The sequence below is a fragment of the Oceanobacillus alkalisoli genome, assembly GCF_022213125.1.
In the GTDB taxonomy this organism is placed as follows: domain Bacteria; phylum Bacillota; class Bacilli; order Bacillales; family Amphibacillaceae; genus Oceanobacillus; species Oceanobacillus alkalisoli.
The window spans coordinates 1-5,357 of sequence record NZ_JAKNRA010000033.1; the positions used below are offsets into that span (position 1 = coordinate 1).

5 protein-coding genes are annotated in these 5,357 nt (G+C 41.7%); 1 reads left to right on the forward strand and 4 read right to left on the reverse strand.

The window, feature by feature from the left end; genetic code table 11:
- Window positions 1-187: 187 nt before the first annotated feature.
- The 4 genes from L3V42_RS17925 to L3V42_RS17940 all read right to left on the reverse strand — a co-directional run bounded on the left by L3V42_RS17925 (window position 188) and on the right by L3V42_RS17940 (window position 2,455).
- Entirely contained in the window at window positions 188-586 is a 399-nt protein-coding gene (locus L3V42_RS17925; RefSeq protein ID WP_310739806.1) for a (Fe-S)-binding protein, read from the reverse strand.
- Window positions 540-1,076, reverse strand: a complete 537-nt coding sequence (locus L3V42_RS17930) for a FadR/GntR family transcriptional regulator (protein WP_235762728.1) — start codon at window positions 1,074-1,076, stop codon at window positions 540-542. The genes L3V42_RS17925 and L3V42_RS17930 overlap by 47 nt, the downstream gene beginning before the upstream one ends.
- A gap of 94 nt (window positions 1,077-1,170) precedes the next feature.
- Complete coding sequence (locus L3V42_RS17935; protein ID WP_235762729.1) at window positions 1,171-1,794, reverse strand: fumarylacetoacetate hydrolase family protein; 624 nt, start codon at window positions 1,792-1,794, stop codon at window positions 1,171-1,173.
- Entirely contained in the window at window positions 1,784-2,455 is a 672-nt protein-coding gene (locus L3V42_RS17940; protein ID WP_235762730.1) for a lactate racemase domain-containing protein, read from the reverse strand. Before L3V42_RS17940 ends, L3V42_RS17935 begins: the two co-directional genes overlap by 11 nt.
- A gap of 393 nt (window positions 2,456-2,848) precedes the next feature.
- Between L3V42_RS17940 and L3V42_RS17945 the strand changes: the two genes are divergently transcribed.
- Window positions 2,849-5,221, forward strand: coding sequence for a polyprenyl synthetase family protein (locus L3V42_RS17945; protein ID WP_235762731.1), 2,373 nt, complete (start codon window positions 2,849-2,851; stop codon window positions 5,219-5,221).
- Window positions 5,222-5,357: the final 136 nt, after the last annotated feature.

Consider the following 5,357-nt stretch of genomic DNA (forward strand, 5'->3'; position numbering starts at 1 on the left):
AAGACTCTCTTGCTTTTGTAACATGTAATCACCCGCTACTTTCATCGTTATTACTTTGATTATAAAATAGAACAGCTAACAAATCATTTTTGTTAGCTGTTCTAAGGAGACTTTTTCAGTGGCCTCGGTCAGAGCATTTGTCCCAACCGGGACAGATGCTCTGATCCCATGTCCCACTCAACTCGATTTATTCGATATTACATGCTTCTGCTAGGAGTTCCACGATGTGAACGACTTCTATCACATCAGTCAGTCCTTCTTTTTCTACGCCGACTTTCATCTGCAGGTGGCAACCTGGGTTGGTTGTAACGATTACTTCCGGGGAAACCTTCTCCACATGTTTCATTTTTTCATCCAATATTTCCATTGACGCCTCGTAATGAACGATATTATAGATTCCCGCCGAACCACAGCACATATTTTTGTCTGGAAGTTCAAGATAAGTAATCCCTGGAATAGCCTTTAGCATCTCTAACGGTTCATTCACCCGTTTTTGCACGTTCGTCATATGACAGGAAGGCTGATAGGTAATGACCTTATTAATCTCTTTTGTAAATGACAAGTGTACGGATTTTATCTGAAACAAGGTTCATCACTTCCAGCATGACCGGGTTATGTGATAATTCAACAATACAATAATGGAAAGCAAAATCTTCTTCCAACGCGATATTTCCTCGTTTCTCAACTGCAAGCAGCTCTTCATAAATCATCGTCAACTCTTCCTGTTCGGCAGGACTCATGCGATTTGCTGCGTGGTATGCCGCATCTTCCTCAATTGCCTGTCTCAATTCCAGTAGATTAATAAAATCTCTTCCATTCACGTCCATTGTCACGGAAAATTTATGCAATAGGTCTTGCTGCGAATCTTCATTGATAAACATCCCGACACCAGGCCGGACGGTAATAATACCGGAAGACTCCAGAACCGTTACGGCTTCTTTCACGGATGTCCGGGAGACATGGAACATTTCTGCAAGTGCCCGTTCGGACGGAAGCTTCTCCCCTGGTAAAATTTGTCCATTTGCAATAGATTCTTTGATTTGTCTTTTCCGTTTTTTAATTGGTGCAAATTCCATAGAAAGCCTCCGATCTGCCTAGTGGCTAGGTGGACAGTCCACAAGAAGCTAAGAAAAAAGAAACTTGATTCCTGTTTCTTTTTTCTCCTATTTATTACCGCTTGCTTACCGTAAAACTCCCCTTTATTTCATTGTTCCATTTCAGCGTATACACTTCCCCGTCCATAATCGGCCCGACACCTTCTGGGGTACCGGTATAGATAAGATCACCCTTTGTCAGGCCAATTTCCTGATGGATGTACGTAAGAAGCGTTTGGAAATCAAAAATAACAGATTGGATATTTCCCTGCTGAACCGCTTCCCGATCACGCTCCAAGGTGAATTCCACATCTTTTATTTGTTCCACACCAGGGAAATCCCAAAAATCCGTCACAATTGCTGCATTCCTGAATCCTTTAGCGACAAGCCATGGATGTCCCTTTTTCTTTAGAGCTGATTGAACATCTCTTAATGTCAAATCAATTCCGAGCGTCATTTGCGTCACAATATCCTCTACGGTGAAGCCGTCCTTCACATCGTTGCCAATATAAAGGACAATTTCCAATTCATGATGGATATCCCCGCGATGATGCGGGAAGGATAAGACACTTCCATCCGCAACAGCAAGAGCACTTGTCGGTTTTGAAAATACTAAAGGCTTGTCAGGTACTTCGTTTCCAAGTTCCAGTGCATGATTTTTATAATTACGTCCGATACAATATATATTCTTAATTTCCATGGTTGTTGTTTTCCTCTCCTTCCTTAAGCTCCAGGACACGATGATCGTTCAACTTGATTCGTGCTTTCGTCAAGTGGTTCGCAACAGCCAACCGCGCCGCTTCCCAAATGTTATGTTCCATTTCTCCCGCACCCTGGGCATGAACGAAACTTGCTCCTTTTTGTTTCCCTAACCCAACAGTGACCATTTTACTTAAACCGCTTTCAACTTTCCCGGTAAAAGCAGTATGGGCTTTCACTCGATTAATGATAAGAACTCCATCTGCATCGTAGGCGTGTTCATCCATATAAACAGGCAGATTTTCCGGGGTGTTCCCTAAGTGTACAGCTTCCATTGTTGACCGAATCGGCACCCCAAACGTTTCTTCCGTAATCCCTAAATGATGCAGCACTTCCAGCTGTCCTTCTGCTGTTGCACCGCCATGACTCCCCATCGCCGGAACGATGAACGGCCGGTAATTGTTTTCCTCCAGGTATGCAATCGTCTCCTTTAAGATACGTGTAATATTTTCAATCCCTCTGCTGCCCGCAGTGATTGCAATTTCAGCTTGGTCTGGTAAGGAATTCAATTTCTGATTTTTTTGAAGCTCTGTTCTAATTACTGTCTTTACATCAATCACTTTTGTCTCCTTATATTTCTGCCTTATCTCATACAGTTGCATCGTATCCCCCCTAATCATGATTTGAAACTAGAATACATCGTTTTTTTAAATCTGTCATCTTCTCCTCCTAGGCTGGGAGTCAGAGCACTTGGGACATGGGGGTCAGAGCATTTGTCCCGTTTTATTGGGACAGTTGCTCTGACCCCCATGTCCCCGGTAGCTAAATCATTATTTTCATGTTACGTTGATATTATAAAATGGAACTTCAATCTGTGAGGATTTTTTCTTCATCCCCCGCTGATTGTTAGTTGAATGAAACCTTAGGTGTTAGCTCACGTTTCTTCCCACCTAAACTTTCTCGAAGACCCTAAAGTTTTGAGGTAGAAGTTTACGGACGGTTAAACCGGGATAAAATTTCACAGTATTAGAATTTACAGACAGAGGGTATTTTAAATGAATGACGAGACAAGTATAAATAGAGAAAAGAGCTTTTTAATCCATGAAAAAAGAGCGGGTGAGTATTTTCGGAAGCTCTCCAGCTATTTAGACTCAGAGAAATATATAACAAATTTAGGGAATGATTTTAAACTATGGGAAAAGCAGCATTCAGGTAAACACCTTGCTTTAGAATGGATGAAACGCAGAAAAAGTAATCCAAGCCTAGCTGATTATAATCGCTATATAAAATGGCTTGGGGACACCGAACAATTGGATCATTATCTTGATCGGAGTGTTTCCTATATTTTTATGCGTGACCTTGGCAAATCCTTTGAAGATCAAGATACATTGGATAAAATTACAAGCACCAAAACGTTTCTTAAAAAGAAAATGAAACAAAACGAGCCTGGATTGTTCCGGACAGAAGCATTGTACCATCTCGCCAAGAAAGAGGGTATTGAACATTCTTTTATTTGGCTGGTAGAAAGATGGGATAGAATTCACGCGAAACTTCCTAAAGGCATGGACGGTTTGGAAGCCCAGCGGAAGTTGATGAAATTAATAGCCGGTGTACTTATGCACCAGCTGGACATGCTTCCTGAGGATGTGCCGCAAGATGAGCGGAAAGAAGCTTTAGATCAAGCAATTCGACTGGGATATTCTTACGGGCTCACCTATCCGTTTATCGACGATCTGCTCGATTCCAATCTGCTGAATGAGGAAGATAAAAAACAATATACCGCATTTATCCGAGAAACCCTTCTTACTGGTGAAGTACCTGACATCACCGGCTGGATTGGCTCCAACCAATCATTCATCCGCATGATTCATTCCGAGCTGAAAAGCGGTTTTGAATATATAAAGGGGCATCAGCCACAAGCTCTGCGTGAACGTTTTTTTGAACAAGCTTATGTGTTCTTTGAAGCTCAGGAGAAGGACAGAGCCAAACAGCTCGAAAATCGACATTACAGTAATGAGGATATTTATATCTCGATTATTTTAAAATCAGCATTTTCCCGTCTCATCGTCCGGTCAATTATTGGAGCACCGGTTGATGACGGGTTTGACGAACGGACATTTTATTATGGAATTTATAATCAGCTGGCAGATGATTTCACCGATTTATTTGCCGATTTGGAATCCGGAGCGGTTACACCATATACGTATTATTTGACGTACCATACAGAACGAGATGACTTGCTGAATCCGTTTGAATTATATTGGGCCGTTATTTCCTATCTGCTTCATGAAGTATATGGTTCGGAGGAAAGAGTGCGGGAGGCCTTGTTAAGCCGGGCGATCAACAGTCAAAAGCGATTTAGAAACCGGGCAGATAAAGCGACATATGAGAATGTAATGAAGGTCTTCGCACCAAAGGACCCAACATTTTGGGAGTATGTACAAAAGCTTACGAAAAGAATAGATGATGTCGATTTCTTGGATAAGCTCATACGTGATCATATGATTGGAAACTACAAGCAGGAAGAAAAAGAAAAACAAGAATTTGTAGGGAAAGTAAAAGAGCTCCGCACGATGATTGATGAAATCTTACAGGTCGAAGAAACAAATCAATTGACGGAAGCTTCCAAAGTCGGCATACCAATCGTCGAAGCTGCAAATTATAGTTTGGAAAGTGGCGGAAAAAGATTACGGCCGATATTAACAGCCTTTATGGGGACAGAGGCATTTGGTTTGGAGCAAAATGCTTTGATTCCGCTCCTGAAATCATTGGAATATATGCATACCGCCTCCCTGATTTTTGATGACCTACCGGCACAGGATAACGCTTCAGTAAGGAGAGGTCATCCAACGTTGCACAAAGTATATAATACAGCAACAGCAGAATTGACCGGACTTTATCTAACCCAGCAGGCCGTTTTTGAACAGGCAAGCTTAGACGGGTTTGATGCAGGAAATATACTGAAACTGATTCAATATTCATCCGGGATCATCACGGAAATGTGTAAAGGGCAAGCAATGGATTTGGCGGCTGCAGGAAAAAAAGTAACGCTCGAACAATTAGAAACCATTTGTTTTTATAAGACAGGACTTGCCTTTGAAGCGTCCCTTGTCATGCCGGCAATTTTGGCAGGGAAAAATGATGAGGTCATTTCATTTCTGAAAAAGTACTCCTATCATACAGGCATTGCCTTTCAAATTAAGGATGATTTGCTTGATGCGGAAAGTGATGTAGAAACACTTGGGAAGCCTGCCGGACAAGACATGGAAAATGAAACATCCACTTTTGTAACGGTTTTAGGAGTGGAGAATGCAAAGAAAGCGATGTGGGATCACTATACCCTCGCTGCTGAAACGTTAAATAAAGCAAACTTGAAAACAAACTTCCTTACCCACTTCCTGAACTACACAATCAAACGCACAAATTGAGCGGGACAGGGGGTCAGAGCGAGGCCACTGAAAAAGTCTCCTTAGAACAGCTAACAAAAATGATTTGTTAGCTGTTCTATTTTATAATCAAAGTAATAACGATGAAAGTAGCGGGTGATTACATGTTACAAAAGCA

Excerpts from the sequence above, each read along its gene's own strand:
- L3V42_RS17930 (WP_235762728.1), bottom strand. The coding sequence starts at position 1,076 with ATGGAATTTGCACCAATTAAAAAACGGAAAAGACAAATCAAAGAATCT.
- L3V42_RS17935 (WP_235762729.1), bottom strand. The coding sequence starts at position 1,794 with ATGGAAATTAAGAATATATATTGTATCGGACGTAATTATAAAAATCAT.
- L3V42_RS17940 (WP_235762730.1), bottom strand. The coding sequence starts at position 2,455 with ATGCAACTGTATGAGATAAGGCAGAAATATAAGGAGACAAAAGTGATT.
- L3V42_RS17945 (WP_235762731.1), top strand. The coding sequence starts at position 2,849 with ATGAATGACGAGACAAGTATAAATAGAGAAAAGAGCTTTTTAATCCAT.